Annotated in this window: 12 protein-coding genes; 2 read left to right on the top strand and 10 right to left on the bottom strand. The window is 63.4% G+C overall.

Annotated features, from left to right (window positions below; translation table 11 throughout):
- Window positions 1-19 precede the first annotated feature (19 nt).
- The 9 genes from napA to GLW01_RS02235 form a co-directional block, all read right to left on the bottom strand.
- Window positions 20-2,524, bottom strand: coding sequence for a nitrate reductase catalytic subunit NapA (gene napA / locus GLW01_RS02275; RefSeq protein WP_160898004.1), 2,505 nt, complete (start codon window positions 2,522-2,524; stop codon window positions 20-22).
- Window positions 2,521-2,799 (bottom strand): chaperone NapD, encoded by a 279-nt coding sequence (locus GLW01_RS02270; RefSeq protein WP_160898003.1) that lies wholly within the window; start codon window positions 2,797-2,799, stop codon window positions 2,521-2,523. Before GLW01_RS02270 ends, napA begins: the two co-directional genes overlap by 4 nt.
- Window positions 2,800-2,812: 13 nt before the next feature.
- The gene (locus GLW01_RS02265; RefSeq protein WP_160898002.1) at window positions 2,813-2,989 is read right to left on the bottom strand and encodes a nitrate reductase; all 177 of its coding nucleotides are present in this window, start codon (window positions 2,987-2,989) and stop codon (window positions 2,813-2,815) included.
- Between the two features lie 91 nt (window positions 2,990-3,080).
- A complete protein-coding gene (locus GLW01_RS02260; RefSeq protein WP_095617580.1) occupies window positions 3,081-3,278 on the bottom strand; it encodes a hypothetical protein in 198 nt (65 codons plus the stop codon).
- A 2-nt stretch (window positions 3,279-3,280) separates the two neighbouring features.
- Entirely contained in the window at window positions 3,281-7,039 is a 3,759-nt protein-coding gene (locus tag GLW01_RS02255) for a translocation/assembly module TamB domain-containing protein (RefSeq protein ID WP_160898001.1), read from the bottom strand.
- Complete coding sequence (locus tag GLW01_RS02250; RefSeq protein WP_151438938.1) at window positions 7,039-8,763, bottom strand: autotransporter assembly complex protein TamA; 1,725 nt, start codon at window positions 8,761-8,763, stop codon at window positions 7,039-7,041. The genes GLW01_RS02255 and GLW01_RS02250 overlap by 1 nt, the downstream gene beginning before the upstream one ends.
- 56 nt (window positions 8,764-8,819) lie before the next feature.
- Window positions 8,820-9,470, bottom strand: coding sequence for a PAQR family membrane homeostasis protein TrhA (gene trhA, locus GLW01_RS02245; protein WP_160898000.1), 651 nt, complete (start codon window positions 9,468-9,470; stop codon window positions 8,820-8,822).
- Window positions 9,471-9,527: 57 nt separating this feature from the next.
- Complete coding sequence (locus tag GLW01_RS02240) at window positions 9,528-10,931, bottom strand: WS/DGAT/MGAT family O-acyltransferase (RefSeq protein ID WP_160897999.1); 1,404 nt, start codon at window positions 10,929-10,931, stop codon at window positions 9,528-9,530.
- Window positions 10,932-11,051: 120 nt separating this feature from the next.
- On the bottom strand, window positions 11,052-11,318 hold the full coding sequence (locus tag GLW01_RS02235; RefSeq protein WP_095617585.1) for a hypothetical protein: 267 nt from the start codon (window positions 11,316-11,318) through the stop codon (window positions 11,052-11,054).
- Window positions 11,319-11,449: 131 nt separating this feature from the next.
- Here GLW01_RS02235 and GLW01_RS02230 point away from each other — a divergent pair, with 131 nt between their 5' ends.
- Together GLW01_RS02230 and GLW01_RS02225 are read left to right on the top strand one after the other, a co-directional pair.
- Entirely contained in the window at window positions 11,450-12,511 is a 1,062-nt protein-coding gene (locus tag GLW01_RS02230; RefSeq protein ID WP_202405513.1) for an ion transporter, read from the top strand.
- Entirely contained in the window at window positions 12,508-13,977 is a 1,470-nt protein-coding gene (locus GLW01_RS02225; RefSeq protein ID WP_160897998.1) for an amidase family protein, read from the top strand. The genes GLW01_RS02230 and GLW01_RS02225 overlap by 4 nt, the downstream gene beginning before the upstream one ends.
- Before the next feature lie 66 nt (window positions 13,978-14,043).
- On the opposite strand, the gene GLW01_RS02220 is transcribed toward GLW01_RS02225, so the two are convergent.
- Window positions 14,044-15,381 carry an acetyl-CoA C-acetyltransferase gene (locus tag GLW01_RS02220; RefSeq protein ID WP_160897997.1) on the bottom strand — a complete coding sequence of 446 codons (1,338 nt, stop codon included), beginning with the start codon at window positions 15,379-15,381 and terminating at the stop codon, window positions 14,044-14,046.
- Window positions 15,382-15,623 lie beyond the last annotated feature (242 nt).

Genomic DNA, 15,623 nt, shown 5'->3' with positions numbered 1-15,623 from the left:
GCCTCTCTGTTCCGGTGCCTTAAGCCAGGTCCACAAGTTCCAGGCGGACCGCGCATTTCTTGAAGTCAGTCTGCTTGGAGATGGGGTCCGTGGCGTCCAGTGTGACCTTGTTGATCAGCTTGCCCGCGTCGAAGAAGGGCACGAAGATCAGTCCCCTGGGTGGATTCACGCGGCCCCGTGTCTCGACCCGGGCGCGGATGGAACCCCGCCGGCTGACCACGCGCACCTCGCTGCCACGGCGCATGCCCTGTTCCCGGGCATCGTCGAAGTTCATGTAGACCAGGGCATCCGGCACGGCCTGGTGCAGCTCCGGCACCCGGCGTGTCATGGACCCTGTGTGCCAGTGCTCCAGGACCCGGCCGGTGCACAGCCACATGGGGTATTCATCATCCGGGCTCTCGGCCGGCGGCTCATCGGGCACCGCGAAGATGCGGGCGCGGTTGTCGTCGTTACCGTAGAACTGCCAGCCGGTGCCCTCTTCCACGTAGGGATCCAGTCCCTCGCGGTAGCGCCAGCGGGTCTCCTCGCCGTCAATCACCGGCCAGCGCAGACCGCGCACCTCGTGGTAGGTATCGAAGGGCGCCAGGTCCTTGCCCTTACCCTCGCCGAAGTTGCGGTATTCCTCGAAAAGGCCCTTCTGGATGTAGAACCCGAAGTCCTCGGATTCATGGTTCGGGTAACCCTCGCGCATCTGATCCAGTGGATAGGCATCCACGTTACCGTTGGCGAACAGCAGGTCGAACAGCGTTTTATCCCGCAGCTCCGGTGCCTTCTGCAGCTGCTCCTCCGGCCAGACCTCATCCAGCCGGATGCGCTTTGAAAGCGCCACTGTCTGCCACAGATCCGAGCGGGACTCACCCGGCCCGCTCACCAGCTGGTAGAAGAACTGGGTCCGGCGCTCGGAGTTGCCGAAGGCCCCCTCCTTCTCAACCCAGGAGGCGGTCGGCAGGATCAGGTCCGCGCACTGGGCGGAAACCGTGGGGTACATGTCGGAGACAATGATGAAGGACTCCGGGTTGCGCCATCCGGGATAGGTCTCCTGGGCTGAGTTCGGGCCGGCCTGGATGTTGTTGGTCACCTGGGTCCAGTAGACCTTGAGGTTGCCGTCACGCAGCTGGCGGCTCTGCTCCACGGCATGGAAGCCGACTTTCGAGGGAATGGTGCCTTCCGGCAGTTTCCAGATCTTCTCTGCCTTCTTCCGGTGATCAGCGTTGGCCACCACCATGTCCGCCGGCAGCCGGTGCGCGAACGTGCCCACCTCCCGCGCAGTGCCGCAGGCGGAAGGCTGGCCCGTCAGCGAGAACGGGCTGTTGCCCGGGGTGCTGATCTTGCCGGTAAGCAGATGCAGGTTGTAGATCAGGTTGTTCACCCACACACCCCGGGTGTGCTGGTTCACGCCCATGGTCCAGAAGGTCATTACCTTGCGATCCGGGTCCGCATAGAGCTCGGCCAGGCGCTTGAGCTGGCTTTCCCGCACCCCGGATTCACGGGCAGCGCGTTCGAGGGTGAACTCACTGACGTGCTCGCGGAATGCCTCGAAGCTCATGTCCGACCAGCTATTGGGGTTGTCCGCGTTCTCGGCGTCCTGCTGGCGCGGATCCTCAGGGCGCAGGCCATAGCCAATGTCGGTCACGTTCCGGACGAATTTCGTGTGATTGTTGACGAAATCCTCGTTCACATTGCCGGACTGGATAATGTGGTTGGCGATGTAGTTGAGGATGACAATATCCGCATGCGGATGCATGACCATGCCGTTGTCCGCCAGATCGAAGGAGCGGTGCTCAAACGTGGAGAGCACGGCGACCTCCGTATCCGGGAATGACAGTCGCCGGTCCGTGACCCGGGTCCAGAGCACCGGGTGCATCTCCGCCATGTTGGAGCCCCAGACCACAAAGGCATCCGCCTCCTCGATGTCGTCATACACGCCCATGGGCTCATCGGACCCGAAGGTGCGCATGAACCCGCCCACGGCCGAGGCCATGCAGTGGCGGGCGTTGGGGTCGATGTTGTTGGTGCGGAAGCCGGCCTTCATCAACTTAGAGGCGGCGTACCCCTCCCAGATGGTCCATTGGCCGGAGCCGAACATGGCCACACTGTCCGGGCCGTGCTCGCGGATGGCCGTCTTGAACTTCTCGGCCATAACGTCCAGCGCCTCGTCCCAGGAAACCGGCTCAAACTGGCCTTCCTTGTGGTACTGCCCATCGCGCTTGCGGAGCATGGGCTGTTCCAGCCGGTCCTTGCCATAGAGGATCTTGGAGAGGAAATACCCCTTAACGCAGTTGAGCCCCCGGTTGACCTCGGACTGGTTGTCACCGTGGGTGGCGACGATCTGCCCGCCCCGGGTGCCGACCATGACGCTGCAGCCCACGCCACAGAAACGACAGGCGGCCTTGTCCCATCGCAGAGAGGTCAGCTCCTGGTTGGTGATCAGGTTACTGGCGCCGGCAGGGATTGCCATCCCCGCCGTGGCAGCAGCGGCCGCGGCGGCATTGGCCTTGGCGAATTCCCGACGTGTCATGGTCATGGCTGGATTTCCTCCGGTTGATCCGCTTCCTGGGCGTTGAGGATCTCGTGGTAGATGAGATTGACGGTGAACACGCCGGGGCGATCCCGGCAGGCATCCATCAGGTCAAGAATGGGCTGGCGACCCTCGCTCTCGGTGATCAGCACCAGCTTCCCGGCCGGGTCCGTGCCGCGGACTTCCACCTCAGGGTGGGCGCCGGCCCACTGGCTCAGGTCATCCAGGGACTCGGGGGCCACCTGAACGAGCAGGCTCGCGATATGGATCTCGTCTGTCATGGCGGGGCTCCCACTAGCCTGTCGGAGGGCCGGGCGGGCCCATCAGCTCCTGGAACATCCAGACGCCAAAGCCATAACCGCCAACGACCATGAAGGTCACCAGAGGGAACAGAAAAACGATCAGGAAAAGGAAGAGCCCGATTTCGTGTTTTCTGCGGTCTTCTTCAGGCACCTGAGCCGGGTCCGTCATGAGGGCCTCTCTTGTTATTGCCGCATCGTGGTTCCATCTAATCACCACTGGCTATCGAGGCCATTGCGAAAAATCAACATCCGGAAAGACGCTACACAAGGTTGCGACGCAGTAGCAGTTTGACCAGTCGGATCTGGGGGGTATCAGTGGGGTAGCTCTGCAGGTACTGATCCCGGAAACGGATCATTGTTTCCCGGTTGTGGATGAAGTGCGGGTCTATTCCGGTCAGGCGCCGGATCACCCGACGCTCCCGGGGCGTGAGCCGGATCTGGTCACCATGGACAAGCATGGTCAGTCTCCCGGTTTGCCAAAGTCTGTCCGATAGAATAGATCGAGTGAGCTGGCAAGACCACTGGCGGCTTCCAGATAGAGGTTGCGCGACAGGTCGTAACGCAGCGCCATACGGCTGACGGGCTGGAACAGACCCACGCCGTAACGCAGGCTGAGCCTGTCAGTCAGGTAGCCGGAGGCCACCACACTCGCCTCCTCGCCCCGCCCCTCGGTCTCAAGCTGCAGGTCCTCGATCCCGACACGTTCACCGATCTCGCGGGTGAGCGGCGCGGTGCGGGCCAGCCCGAGATTGATCGCAGCCCGCTCCATGGCATAGCTGTCGCTCTCGCTTTCCAGTGGCCGGCCCAGTGTCAGATACGCCAGCGCCTGCTGCTGGCTCATCGGGGGCTCGGAGAAGATCTCGGAGCGCGGTTCGTCCGCGGGGCCTGTGATCCGTATGCCGGCCGTCACGTCATCCACAATCCGCACCGCCTCGATGTCCAGGAAAGGCCGGTCAATGGGCCCGGAGAACAGCAGCGTGGCGCGGCGGATGCGCAGATCCTGGCCATAGAGCTCATAACGGCCATTACGCAGGTTGAGGTTGCCATTGGCCACCATGTCGTCGGCCAGGTTCAGGCGCCCCTCAAGGTTCCCTGTCACACCGAAACCGTTGAAATCCACACGCTCCTCCCCGATCCGCACGTCCAGGTCCAGGGATAGAGGTATGGGGCCGGCGTCGGGTTCCTCGCCTTCGATCACGGTATCGCCGGATACACCAACGGCGGACTCCGGGAGGGATTCGATCACCACGCTTCCGGAAGGAACTCGGACCTGGCCGGAGACGCCAACCCCCTCCTCTCCGTAACGCAGCATCAGATCCGGGAAGACCGTCAGCTCTGCGTAAGGCGGCACACTCACCGGCAGCGACTCAGCCACCAGGGAAATCTCCGCCCTCGGCCCATCGGCCCAGCTGGCCGTGCCTTCAATCCGGCCCTGGCCCTCCTCACCGCTGCGCCAGTTCCCGTCGATCCTGGCTTCTGTGCCATCGATGCGCGCTGTTGCACTCAGTTCAGACAGAGGGAGCGGGAGCCGGGGGTCGCGGATCTCCCCCTCCGACAGGGCCACCTCCCCCTGCATGGAAGGTGATGCCACGGGCCCGCTGACATCCAAGCGCCCCGCCAGCCGTCCTTCCACGGTGTCCAGATCCAGGAAGGGACGGATCAGGGCCAGATCCAGCGCCTCCAGATTGAGCTGGCCGTCCACTGGCATACCCTTCTCCAGCGGCCTGAGCCCGGCATTCAGGTCAAGCTGCCCGATCTCCGGGCCAGCCAGATCCGCGCTCAGCCGTGTGCGCTCAGGCCCGAAATCCGCGGCAACCCGCAACCCACTGTACTCAAACGGCAGCCACTGCCAGGCCTGCTCGCCCTCCTGCTCATCCACCTGCGCGTCCAGATTGTCCGGATCCACGTCACGGCGCAATTCAACCTGGCCGCTGCCGGCATCAATCCATGCCCGCCCGCGTGGCCCCTGGTCATCCAGTTCCAGCGTGGCATGGGCATCCAGGGTGTCTTCCCAACGGAAGGTCGGTGGCAGCAGGGGCCTGAAGGCCCGGGTGGGCAGATCCGCCACACCCAGCTTCAGTGAGGGCGCCGGATTGAGCCGCTGATCACCGGTGCAGAGACGGGCACCGCCCCAGCGCCAGCAGTGGCCCCCGAGGTGGACCTCGCCATCCCGGGCGAGCGTCAGCCTGGCCGGGGTCGCCATCAGCCAGTGCTGGCCCGGAAGTGCAACACCACCGCCGTTGAGGGTGGCCTGCCAGCCTTCACTCCCCCAGGCGCCTGCTGCGCTCAGTCGCAGATTTCCCTGGCGGTGCATCAGGGACAGACCAAGCTCATGATCGGCCAGGGACCCGTCAACCCTCAGCTGGCCGGATTCCAGCCGCTGCTCCCGGGCTTCCAGTCCCGAGAAATCCACGCGGGCCCGGGCCGCACCGTCGTCGGCCAGACCCGCCTCACCCTGCAGCTGCCTGAGTTCGATGCCGTACTCCTCAATCGCCAGATCCCGGGCGCTGAAGGTCATGCTCCCCTTCGGGTCGCCAAGCAGATGGCGGCCACTCGCACGCCCCTCAAGCTGCCCTTCAAGACCGGACCAGAACTGGGCCAGCACCGGCAGGTTCCATTCCAGCTCCGCCTGCAGCTGCTCCGCCTGGCGGGCGGAACCAGTGAGTCCATTGTCGCCGAAACGCAGCTCCAACGCGGGGATCTCCCAGTGTTTCCCCTCCAGACGGACCCCCGTTTTCAGCCACAGAGCCTGGCCCCGGAGGCCGCCCGCCAGTTCCAGCGAACCATCCCCTTCAGGACCGTTATCCGTCATGCGGCCGCTGCTCCTGAGATGACCACTGAGCACCCCATCCAGCTCCGGCAGACGCCGGCCCGGCAGTAGATTCTCCAGTGCAAGGTCCGTACGCCACTCAAGGCCGCCGGACCACCCCACCCCCAGATCGCCAGCGGCACGCCCCAGTGCACTGGCCAGACCCAGCCCCTCAAGGCGGGCCCGACCGAAGTCGCCTTCAACCGGTGTCCGCAGCCATACGGGCCCTTCCCGTGTGAAGAGCTGCGCATCCAGGCGCCCGGTGTACTCGCCGTCTTCAAGCGCAAAATCCAGGCCGGCATCGCTCACGGCCACCGGCACCGAGGGCAGATCCGGGATCAGCCGTTGCCAGGGGAAATAGTGCCACGCCAGCGAACCACTGGCGCTCAGCCCATCACTCCAGCTTACGCTGGCGCCTCTGAGCTCCAGCGAGCGCGACCGCCCCTGGCCGTCCGAGACGGCAAGTTTCTCGATGCTTGCCTGTTTGATGGTGGTATGCCCTTCCAGGGACACATCAAGCCCGGGTTGGGTGGCAAGCACCGCATCCCCCGCGACGGACCAGCCTTCATCCAGATCGCCGCTGGCATCGAGCACCAGATCCCTCAGCGCATAGTGCGGGGGCAGATCCGGTGTTGCCGCGAAATGCTCAGCGCTCAGTCGGGCTTCGGCGGGGACTCCTGGCTCCAGGGGGTTCACCCGCCCCTGCAGGCGCGCCTGCCAGGGGTGGCTCATACGGGCCATCACATCCAGCGCGCTGACCGTTCCGGCCAGCTCCGCCGTCAGATTCAGCTCTCCGGGGAAATCCGTACCCGTTTCATAATCCAGCTCCAGTGCCAGATCCACCGGCCAGTCCCCCCTCATTTCGAGGGACCCTTCGGCCCTGGCATCCAGGCCCTCCCTGATCACGCGCAGTGAATCAAGCTGGAGAGTGCCGCTGCTGAGTGTGGCCCTGGACTCAATCGCTTCGAGGATCAGCGTGTCGTTCCAGCTGATCCGGCCCACATCCAGGTCCGCGATGGATACGGAAAGCGGCAGCCGGATGGCGGGCAGCTCAATGGCGTCACTGGAGGCTTCCGAGGCCTCGCCCTCAGGAAGGGAGAGCGCCACCCGGCTGGCATGGAGTCGGTCCACGCAGAGTTCCAGTGTGAAGAGGCACCCGGGGGACCAGGCGAGGTCCACGCCCTCCAGCCGGGCCTCTGTTCCCCGGCCGTCGTCATAGACAACGCGCTCCGCACGCCAGGCACTGCCCAGCGAGCCCTGGTAACCCGCCACTTCCAGGCCAGGGACCTGTTGGATGACCCAGCGGCTCCCGCTCTCGGTGAACAGCAGCCAGCCTGCCACCGCCATCACCACCAGCAGGGCCGCCACCGGCAACAGCATCACTGCCCAGAGAACACGGCGACGCATCATCAGAGTTCCGGCCCCATGGAGAAATGAAGGCGGAAGTTCTCGGGTTCATCCAGCCCCCGCGCAATGTCCAGGCGGATGGGTCCCACTGGTGACACCCAACGGATGCCCACGCCCACACCGGTTTTCAGTGGATCCCCCAGATCATCAAAGGCATTGCCTTCATCCACGAAAGTCGCCAAGCGCCAGCTGTTCGACAGTGGGTACTGGTATTCGACGCTGCCGGTGAGCAGGAAGCGCCCGCCAACATTGTCGCCGTCCTCATCCGTCGGGCCCAGGGTGCGGTAACCGTATCCACGCACGCTCTGGTCACCACCGGCGAAGAAACGCAGAAAGGGTGGTACCTGATCAAATTCATTGGTTCCAATGCCGCCGGCGCGCACCCTTGCGAGAAAACGGTGCCCGTTGCCCACGGTGATCAGCCCACGGGCCGAGGCGACCAGATGGATCACATCAATGTCAGAAAGCAGGTCGCGTTGGCCACCGGAACTTTCAAACTGGAAACGATAGCCCCTGGAGGGATCCACCGGGGAGTTGCGGTAGAGATAGCTGTAGCTCAGGCCCGGCAGCACCAGGACCGTACGCTGTTCACGGTCGTCGCCCACGCGGAAACGGACCTCCTCGCGCTGCAGCGATACCACCTGCTGCCACCCGGAATCCAACTCACTCTGCCACTGGCCACCCAGGCTGATCCGACGGGAACGCGTATCCTCGATGTCTTCATTCTGGTAGGAGCCAGTAAAGCGCAGAGAATCCGTCATGGGTGGATTGAGCGGCAACTCATAGTAAAGGCCGGCATTCTGGCGTGGCCGCGAAACCTCGAACTCCATCCCGCGGCGGTGCCCCTGGGGGTTCACGTAGTGCTGGTCCCAGGTGGCCCGGAGGCGGGGGCCCACGTCGGTGCTGAAGCCCACGCCCGTTCCCAGTGAATGGCGTGTGCGCTCATCCAGGGTGACATCCACCGGAATCTCCCCGTTGTCAGCCGCTCCCGGATCAGCGTCCACCAGAACCTCACTGAAATAGCCGGCACCTCTCAGGTCCTGGGTCAGTTCAATCACACGATCCGAATGATAGGGCGTTCCCGGCTCAAACCGCACGAAACGCTTAAGCAGATCCTGCTCAAAATAGATGTCCTCAGGGAAATGGGCTTCTCCCAGGCTGTATCGCGGGCCGCTGTCATACAGCAGTCGGATTTCAGCCTCGCGCTCATCCGGGCGCACCCTCAGCTCGCGGGTAACGAACTCGCCATCGAAGAAACCATGCGTCTGGGCACGCCCCCGCAGGAAGCGCTTCACCTGTTCATAGTGCCCATGATTCAGGACATCACCGACCTCCGGGCGCAACCGCCCGGGCACCTCGAACGCCGCCAGGTCGGCCCCCTCGCCACGCACCTCAATGCGCACACTGGTCAGGCGCACCGGCTCGCCGGGTGCCACTTCAAGACGCAGCACGGGCGGATCCCCCTCCACCACCTGGTAGCGGATGTCGCCGTCGTAATAGCCGAGTGCGCGGATGGCTTCCGTGGCACTGTCCCGGGCATGGGCGGCGAAACGGCGCAGGGAGGCTGCATTGCGGTCCCCGAGATCCCCTACATGGGCACGGATGTTGGACTGGAGGGCGTCGTTTTCCGGCTCAACAATGACCTCGAGTTCCGCCGCACGGACTCCGGCCACGGCCAGGATCAACAGCGGGAAAAGCAGAAGCCGGAGAACTTTCGGGGTCATCATCCACGCATGATATCAGCCCCGAAGCGCACAGCCACGGGCTCGGCGCAGTAAATTCGTCAGCTCTGCCAGGCGGTCAGGAAACCGTTATAGACGGCAAAATAATGCAGGGCGCCCCCGGCCAGGACAAACAGGTGCCAGATCGCGTGATTGTAGGGAATCCGATTCAGGAGGTAGAAGACCACCCCGACCGTGTAGGAGAGCCCACCGGCCACCAGCAATGCCAGTTCGGTCACCCCCAGGATAGCGGGCAGCTCCGTGGCTGCCACGACCACCAGCCACCCCATCACCAGGAAGGTGGCCACCTCGAGCGCCCTGTAGCGATGGCCGAATACCAGCTTGAACACAATGCCGCCCACAGCCAGCCCCCAGATTATGGCGAACAGGGTCCAGCCCAGGGTCCCACGCATGTTCACCAGCAGGAACGGCGTGTAGGTGCCGGCTATCAGCAGGAAGATGGCGCAGTGATCGAACATCTTGAAGGCCCGGCGCAGTGTTGGCCGGCGCGCGCTGTGGTACAGAGTGGAGGCTAGGAAGAGAACCACCATGCTGATGCCGTAAACCGTGGCGCTGGTGATGGACCAGACATCGCCATGGAGGACAGCCAGCGCTATCAGGACAATGGTCCCTGCAAGTGCCAGAACCGCCCCCAGGCCATGGGTCAGGGCGTTCCAGATTTCTTCGACGGGATGGAAATCAGCGTTGCTCATGGCCTGACAATACAGTGAACAGCTGTGCACTGTAAAGGACGGGGCCAGCTTCCGGACTCAGTCGCGCGCAGTCACCCGCGCCTCAAGTTCATCCAGCGCCTCACCCGTGTACACCGCGAGGCGCTGCATGCTCGGCAGGGTATCCCGGCAACCGGTATAGCCGAAGTTGAGCGAGCCCGCGTAGCTCAGGCAGGTGATGTTGAGCGCGCCGCCATGGGTCACCAGGGAGACCGGGTACATCGCCTCCATGCGGGCGCCCTCGTAGTACAGGGGTTCACTCGGCCCGGGGACGTTCGAGATGGTGACATTGAACACTGGCCGCATGCGCCCACCCAACCCGGAGACCAGCTGCAGGATGTAGGGCGACATCAGCATCATGGTGTACTGGTTCAGAACCTGCCGCGGCAGACTCTGGAGATGCTCCTTGGCTTTCTGGGTGGACTCCTTGATCTGCTCCAGCCGCGCCATGGCATCCGGCTCATCGGTCGCCAGGCTGGCGATCATGAAGCTGATCGCCGTACCGGTGCCCTCGTCATCGGCAGGCCTCACATTGACCGGGATCCCCGCCGTCAACGGCTCTTCCGGAAGGGCGTCCTGCTCCAGCAGGAAGCGGCGCAGGGCGGTGCCACAGATCTGCAGTACCACATCGTTCAGCGACGCATCCGTCCTGCGGCAGATGGTCTTGAGACGATCGAACTCATAGAGCTGGGTCGCAAAACGACGCTGACCGGTGATGCGATTATTGAGGATCGACTGCGGGCCCACGAAAGGCGCGGTCAGCTTGCTGTCCTTGCGCCGCCAGGCGGCACTGGCGAGGCGCCCCACCGCCGCCGCCAGCTGCGGGGTCGAGCCAGCCTGGATGCGCAGCGCCTCAACCGCCTGCTCAAACGCCCCCTGAACCGAGGTAACCCCCTGCCCGGCCTGGGAGCGGCGCTGGCTGGGCTCAACCGCCCAGGGTGGTGGCATGTTGGTACGGGCGGGATCCGTGGTCAGGATCTTCTGCATCAGGCGTACACCACTGATGCCATCGATCATGGAGTGGTGCATCTTGGTGTAGAGCGCAAACCGGTTGCCCTCAAGCCCTTCGATGATGTGGCACTCCCAGAGCGGGCGATCGAAATCCAGCGGGTGCGAATGCAGACGCGAGACCAGAACCCCCAGTTCACGCTCACTGCCGGGCTTCGGCAGGGCCGAATGGCGCACATGGTAGTCCAGGTCCAGATCCTGGTCCTCAACCCAGGCCGGCACCAGACTGCGCCCCAGGCGGCTGCCACTGAACAGCTTATACTTCCAGGGCGCCTGGATCTCACCCGCATTCTTCATGCGCTCAACCATGTCCCGCAGGAAGGTCTCAGGCGCTCCCTCCGGCAACGAGAAGATCTGCATCGTGCCCACATGCATGGGCGTGTCTTCGGACTCGACCTTGAGCCAGGACGAGTCCAGCACACTCATTCGCTTCATCGGGAGCCTTCTCCTTGCATTAACACCGGGATGGTTGCATCAGCGAACGGGCATTCTACCTGAAACATTCTGTTACAGAAGGCCCCTGTAGGACTTTGGTCCGATTTAACACCCCGACAGTCAGACACCACCCTGTTTGGTGGGCGGCTCCTGATCCGGATCAGGCGAATAGCCCAGTCTGTTAAGCGCGGCCAGCACCTGATCCAGAAGCGGGGTGCTGTCGCCCGGCATGTTCTCGTCATCCGCCACCGTCAGCTCACGCGCGTCGTACTCCCAGCGGCGCAGAATCCGGATGCGGTCATCAGTGCTCAGCTCCCCGGCGGTTACAACCTCATCCGGCGTAGTGAACACGGCTGCAGGGTCAACCAGTGCTTTTTTCAGGTCCATGGCTCACCTCCTCTTTCCGTCCTTCCAGCGTAGCACCAATGGGGTCACGCTGCCGCCAGGTCGCCGGGCCAGTGCGTGACAGGCTCACCTTTGCTATAAAGAGCCCTCAAGGCACGTCATAAGGATGCAGTGTGCTCACCATCAATCTCCGCAACCTCCGCACCAGCCACCAGACACTCTGGTTCGCACTGGATATGCTGATGCTGGTGCTGCTGGTCATCAATCTTGTCTGGCTTCTGTTTGATTCCCTCTATGCGGTGGATGTTCTGAGAGACCTCCTTACTCAACAGGTGCCAGCCTTCACCGCTTTCTACAACCCCATACACCGGCATTTCCTGTTCTACGACCTGATGTTCATCGGGATTTTCCTGAGCGAGTTCGCGGTGCGCTGGGTGCATGCGGTCTACCGGCGGGAGTACCAGCGCTGGTACTTCTACCCCATCGCCCACTGGTACGACCTGCTGGGCTGCATCCCGGCTTCCGGAGCCCGGATCCTGCGTTTTCTGCGCGTTTTCAGCATTGTCTATCGCCTGCAGAAATACGGCGTCATCGACATCACGAACACACGCCTTTTCGAGTTCCTGCGCTTCTACTACGACGCGTTCATGGAAGAACTTTCCGACCGCGTGGTTATCAAGGTGCTCAGCGGCACACAGGAGGAAGTGAAACGGGGCTCGCCCCTGGTCCGGCGCGTCCAGGAGGAAGTCCTGCTGCCCCGAAGGGATCTGCTTGTGGACTTTCTCTCCGCACGGATCACCCGCTACGCGCGGGAAGGCTATATGCCCAGACAGCAGGAACTGCGCGCTTACCTCAATACCCGGGTGATTTCAGCCATGAACCGCAACCGGGACCTGGGCCGCATCCGTGAACTGCCGGTATTCGGCAGCTGGGCCTCGGGCACCCTGGATCGCGCGGTGGGCGACATCACCGCCGAGGTGATTGAACAGATCCTCAATGACCTGAGTTCCCCCGACAATCACGACTTCGTGGAGGATCTGGTCGATGTGCTGCTCACACCCCACGAACGCGAGAATTCCGAAGCCAATACGGCTGTCATACAGGGCGTGATCGAGACACTGGAACTGGTCAAGGACCAGGTGGCCGTCAAGCGGTGGCAGGAAACGCTGGCGGAAAAGGATGAACAGAAGGCAGCCGACAGAGCGACCCGACAAGAGCAGAAGGCATCAACATGAGCGAATGGCTGGATCAACCGGCACGGGACCTGGCCGGTGCACTCCGTACCGGCAGCATAACCAGCGAAGCCGTTACGGCTGAACTGCTGGCACGCATTGACGCACGCAACGCGCCCATCAATGCCGTCATCCACCTCGACCGTGAACGGGCCCTGGATCAGGCCCGGGATCGCGACCGGCAGCGTGAACAGGGCGAACACTGCGGCGTTCTGCACGGACTGCCCATGACGGTGAAGGACGTCTGGGAGGTGGCCGGCATGCCGACCACCGCTGGCTCCTCCTCCCTGCAGGCACACCGGCCCAAGCGGAATGCCGATGCCATCCAGCGGCTTGAGGAAGCCGGCGCCATCATCATCGGCAAGACCAATGTGCCGCTCTTCGCCTCGGACCTCCAGACCTACAACCGACTGTTCGGCGTAACCAACAACCCCAGGGATCTGGGACGGACCCCCGGCGGGTCATCCGGCGGCGCCGCAGCCGCCCTTGCCGCGGGCATGACACCACTGGAGGTAGGCTCGGATGTGGGCGGCTCCATCCGAACACCGGCCCACTTCAACGGCGTATTCGGGCACAAACCCAGCCGCGACATTGTCTCCCTGCGCGGCCACATCCCCGGTCCTCCGGGCACCCTGACGCAGCCGGACCTGGCCGAAGGCGGCCCCATGGCGCGCACGGCGGACGACCTGGCCCTGCTGCTGGAGGTCATCGCCGGCCCCAGGCCCCACGAAGGTCCACAGTGGCAGCTGTCACTGCCGGCGCCCGGTTTCAGCCGCCTGGATCAGGTCAGGGTCGCCACCTGCTTCCATGACCCGGCCTCGCCCGTCGCGGATGCCCTCACACGCCATTACGAGGATCTGGCAACACGGCTGGCGGATGCCGGCACCAGCGTGTCGCGGGCTGAGCATGGGTGGCTGGATCATCGCCAGCTGATGCCCCTCTATCACAACCTGCTGGGCAGCCTCCTGGGCACCGGCTTCCGGCCGAAACAGCGCCGCCAGCTCAGGCTGATGGGCTATATGCTCCGGCTCTTCGGGCGCTGGATGCGGATGCCCCCTGGGCTGGAGCAGTACATCCTCGGCGTGAATCAGCCGGTCCTCAACTGGCTTCAGCATTCAGAACAGCGGGAAAAGGCCCGGGCGGCCCTTGTAGAGGATCTCTTCGGCACCGCCGACATACTGCTGACGCCGGTGACGCCCACCACGGCCATTCCCCACAACCGCAGCCAGCCCATGTTCCGCCGGAAGATCCTGGTGGATGGCAGGGAGCGGCCCTATACCGACCAGATGCACTGGATTGCGCTGGCCACCACACTGGGGCTGCCAGCAACGTCGGCCCCGGTTGGCGTGGATGAGAACGGTCTTCCGTTCAACATCCAGATTATAGGCGCGCCCGGCCAGGACCGGGCGACCATCGAGTTTGCACGCCTGATGGAAGAACAGGGGCTGAGCGGGTTCCGCCCCCTGTAGGAGCGCTTGCCTCGCAAGCGATCAGAAACAATCGCGAGCAGGCTCGCTTCTACAGGAGTACTGGCCTCAGTTACGCTCCACGATAGCGGTCACACCCTGGCCGCCGGCGGCGCAGATGGAGATCAGGGCGCGTCCGCTGCCTTTCTGCTCCAGCAGCTTGGCTGCGGTGGCCAGAATGCGGGCACCAGTAGCGGCAAAGGGATGGCCCGCCGCGAGACTGCTGCCCTTAACGTTGAGCTTGCTGCGGTCAATGCTGCCCAGCGGCTTGGCGCGGCCGAGCTTCTCCTTGCAGAAGGTCTGATCCTCCCAGGCCCTGAGGGTGCACAGTACCTGTGAGGCGAACGCCTCGTGGATCTCGTAGAAATCAAAGTCCTGCAGTGTGAGGCCCGCCTTGTCCAGCAGCCGCGGCACGGCGTATGCCGGCGCCATCAGCAACCCCTCCTTCTTGCCGACAAAATCCACGGCGCCTGTTTCAACGTGGGTCAGATAGGCACGCACCTTCAGGCCACGCTGCTGCGCCCATTCCTCGCTACCCAGCAGCACGGAGGACGCGCCATCGGTCAGCGCTGTGCTGTTGGCCGCCGTCATGGTGCCCTTTTCCTTATCAAACACCGGCTTGAGCTGGGAGAGTTTTTCGAGTGAGGAGTCCGGACGCAGGATGTTGTCCCTCTCAAGCCCGGCCAGCGGCGTGATCAGGTCACTGAAGAAACCTTCCTCATAGGCCGCAGCCAGTTTCTGGTGGCTCTCAAGCGCCAGCTGGTCCTGCTCTTCACGGGGAATGCCCCACTCATGCGCGGTCACCTGCTGGTGCGCCCCCATGGACATGCCCGTACGCGGCTCGCTGTTTTCCGGGATCAGCGGCACCAGGTGCTTCGGGCGGAAACGGGCGGCAATCTTCAGTCGTTCCGTATTGGTTTTCGCGCGGTTGAGGTCCAGCAGCAGTTCACGCAGGCCCTCACTCACACCGATGGGGGCATCCGAGGTAGTGTCCGTGCCCCCCGCGATACCCACATCCACCTGGCCCAGAGCAATCTTGTTGGCAACCAGGATGGCCGCTTCCAGGCCCGTCCCACAGGCCTGCTGGATATCATAGGCCGGGGTTTCGGGAGCCAGCCCGGAGCCCAGAACGGTCTCGCGAGTCAGGTTGAAGTCACGGGAGTGCTTGATGACAGCACCGGCGACCACCTCACCCAGGCGCTCCCCTTCCAGGCCGTAGCGGTCCACCAGCCCACGGATGGCGGCCGTCAACATGTCCTGATTGGAAAGCTTACTGTAGGCGGTATTGGAACGGGCAAATGGAATACGGTTGCCGCCGAGAATGGCGACCGGGCGCGGCAGCGTAGCAGCGGCCCCATTCCCCTTGCTCTGCCTGCTCTTACTGGAAGTCGATTTTGCTTGTGCCATTGCATTATATCCCTGTTGCTTTCGAGACGCGGAGAGAATCGGGTGCATACTGTGCGGATTGCATGCACAGCCTCATTGGCTGAGGTGACGCTACCGGGTGACAGCCGGTTCATTGCATTCAACGGGGTGAAAGCGCCCAATACAGCCACTTGAAAACGGCCGGGAAGCTCCGTGCTGTGACCCTTTTCCAGGGGATCCGTTACCATTCAGATGTTCACAGAATGTAACATATCTCCGTTATG

The sequence above is a fragment of the Vreelandella halophila genome (assembly GCF_009856365.1).
Taxonomy (GTDB): Bacteria; Pseudomonadota; Gammaproteobacteria; order Pseudomonadales; family Oleiphilaceae; genus Halospina; species Halospina utahensis_B.
This window is presented reverse-complemented; position numbering and strand designations above follow the sequence as displayed.

What these genes read in the sequence shown, in the direction of transcription:
- napA (WP_160898004.1), bottom strand. Translation starts at nt 2,524, where the DNA reads ATGACCATGACACGTCGGGAATTCGCCAAGGCCAATGCCGCCGCGGCC.
- GLW01_RS02270 (WP_160898003.1), bottom strand. Translation starts at nt 2,799, where the DNA reads ATGACAGACGAGATCCATATCGCGAGCCTGCTCGTTCAGGTGGCCCCC.
- GLW01_RS02265 (WP_160898002.1), bottom strand. Translation starts at nt 2,989, where the DNA reads ATGACGGACCCGGCTCAGGTGCCTGAAGAAGACCGCAGAAAACACGAA.
- GLW01_RS02260 (WP_095617580.1), bottom strand. Translation starts at nt 3,278, where the DNA reads ATGCTTGTCCATGGTGACCAGATCCGGCTCACGCCCCGGGAGCGTCGG.
- GLW01_RS02255 (WP_160898001.1), bottom strand. Translation starts at nt 7,039, where the DNA reads ATGATGCGTCGCCGTGTTCTCTGGGCAGTGATGCTGTTGCCGGTGGCG.
- GLW01_RS02250 (WP_151438938.1), bottom strand. Translation starts at nt 8,763, where the DNA reads ATGATGACCCCGAAAGTTCTCCGGCTTCTGCTTTTCCCGCTGTTGATC.
- trhA (WP_160898000.1), bottom strand. Translation starts at nt 9,470, where the DNA reads ATGAGCAACGCTGATTTCCATCCCGTCGAAGAAATCTGGAACGCCCTG.
- GLW01_RS02240 (WP_160897999.1), bottom strand. Translation starts at nt 10,931, where the DNA reads ATGAAGCGAATGAGTGTGCTGGACTCGTCCTGGCTCAAGGTCGAGTCC.
- GLW01_RS02235 (WP_095617585.1), bottom strand. Translation starts at nt 11,318, where the DNA reads ATGGACCTGAAAAAAGCACTGGTTGACCCTGCAGCCGTGTTCACTACG.
- GLW01_RS02225 (WP_160897998.1), top strand. Translation starts at nt 12,508, where the DNA reads ATGAGCGAATGGCTGGATCAACCGGCACGGGACCTGGCCGGTGCACTC.
- GLW01_RS02220 (WP_160897997.1), bottom strand. Translation starts at nt 15,381, where the DNA reads ATGGCACAAGCAAAATCGACTTCCAGTAAGAGCAGGCAGAGCAAGGGG.